Source organism: Micromonospora sp. NPDC050495 (assembly GCF_040655175.1).
Classification (GTDB): domain Bacteria; phylum Actinomycetota; class Actinomycetes; order Mycobacteriales; family Micromonosporaceae; genus Micromonospora.
The window spans coordinates 32,307-33,876 of the sequence record NZ_JBFAJK010000054.1 but is presented as its reverse complement, the minus strand read 5'-3'; the positions used below and the strand labels follow the sequence as shown (position 1 = coordinate 33,876).

Sequence of the window (1,570 nt, the reverse complement as noted above, 5' to 3'; positions counted from 1 at the left end):
CCCCTACCTCCCGCCCTACTACCGTCCGGTCGACACCTCCGACGAGATCGAATACCTGCACGAGCGACGCAAGCAACTCGGCGGCTACCTGCCGACCCGTCGGACCACCGGCAAGACGCTGCAGATCCCGGGCCCGGAGCGGTTCGCCGACGTCAAGCGCGGCTCGGGCAAGCAGAAGGTGGCCACCACGATGGCCTTCGTCCGCCTGCTCAAGGACCTGATGAAGGACAAGGAGTTCGGCAAGCGCTGGGTGCCGATCATCCCGGACGAGGCGCGCACCTTCGGCATGGACTCGCTCTTCCCGACGGCGAAGATCTACTCGCCGCACGGCCAGCGGTACACCTCGGTGGACCGGGAGCTGTTCCTGTCGTACAAGGAGGCCACCACCGGCCAGATCCTCCACGAGGGGATCAACGAGGCCGGCTCGGTCGCCTCGTTCACCGCGGCCGGCACGTCGTACGCCACGCATGACGAGCCGATGATCCCGCTCTACATCTTCTACTCGATGTTCGGCTTCCAGCGCACTGGCGACGGGCTCTGGGCCGCCGCCGACCAGATGACGCGGGGCTTCCTGCTCGGCGCCACCGCCGGCCGGACCACGCTCAACGGTGAGGGCCTGCAGCACGAGGACGGCCACTCGCTGCTGCTCGCCGCCACCAACCCGGCGGTGGCCGCCTACGACCCGGCGTTCGCGTTCGAGATCTCGCACATCATGGAGAACGGCCTGCACCGGATGTACGGCGAGGCGCAGGAGAACATCTTCTACTACCTCACCGTCTACAACGAGCCGATCTTCCAGCCGGCCGAGCCGGAGGGTGTGGACGTCGAGGGCATCGTCAAGGGCATCTACCGCTACTCGCCGGCCCCCCGGGTCGACGGGGACGCGCCGATGGCCAACATCCTGGCCTCCGGCACCGGCATGCAGTGGGCCCTCAAGGCGCAGCAACTGCTCGCCGAGGACTGGGGGGTGGCCGCCGACGTCTGGTCGGTGACCTCCTGGAGCGAGCTGCGCCGCGACGCGGTGGAGTGCGAGGAGTACAACCTGCTCAACCCGGGCGCCGAGCAGCGGGTGCCGTACATCCAGCGGAAGCTGGCCGACGCCGACGGGCCGAAGGTCGCGGTCAGCGACTGGATGCGCGCGGTGCCGGACCTGATCGCCCGCTGGGTACCGGGTGACTACACCTCGCTCGGCACCGACGGCTTCGGCATGTCGGACACCCGGCACGCCCTGCGCCGCCACTTCCACGTCGACGCCGAGTCGGTGGCGGTCGCGACGCTGCGCCAGCTCGCCCTGCGCGGCGCGGTGCCGGCCCATGTGCCGGCCGAGGCGGCCAAGAAGTACGCGCTGGAGGACGTCAACGCGGCCCCGGTCGGCGAGACCGGCGGCGACAGCTAGGTCGTACCCGCGAAGGGGTCCGGCGTTTCGACGCCGGGCCCCTTCGTCGTCCGCCGGTCCCGCCCGGCATCCCGTGGCCCCCACCCCTGAGCCGTGGGCCCGGTTTGCGGCATCCGGGGGCCACCACCCGACCCGTAGGCCCGACTCGCGGCAACCCGTGGCCACCACCCGACC

The 1,570-nt window shown here is 70.6% G+C and carries 1 pseudogene; it reads left to right on the top strand.

Annotation, left to right across the window (positions count from 1 at the left end):
* Positions 1-1,396 (top strand): annotated as a pseudogene (locus AB0I11_RS30395) (pyruvate dehydrogenase (acetyl-transferring), homodimeric type); the annotation flags it as partial.
* Positions 1,397-1,570 lie beyond the last annotated feature (174 nt).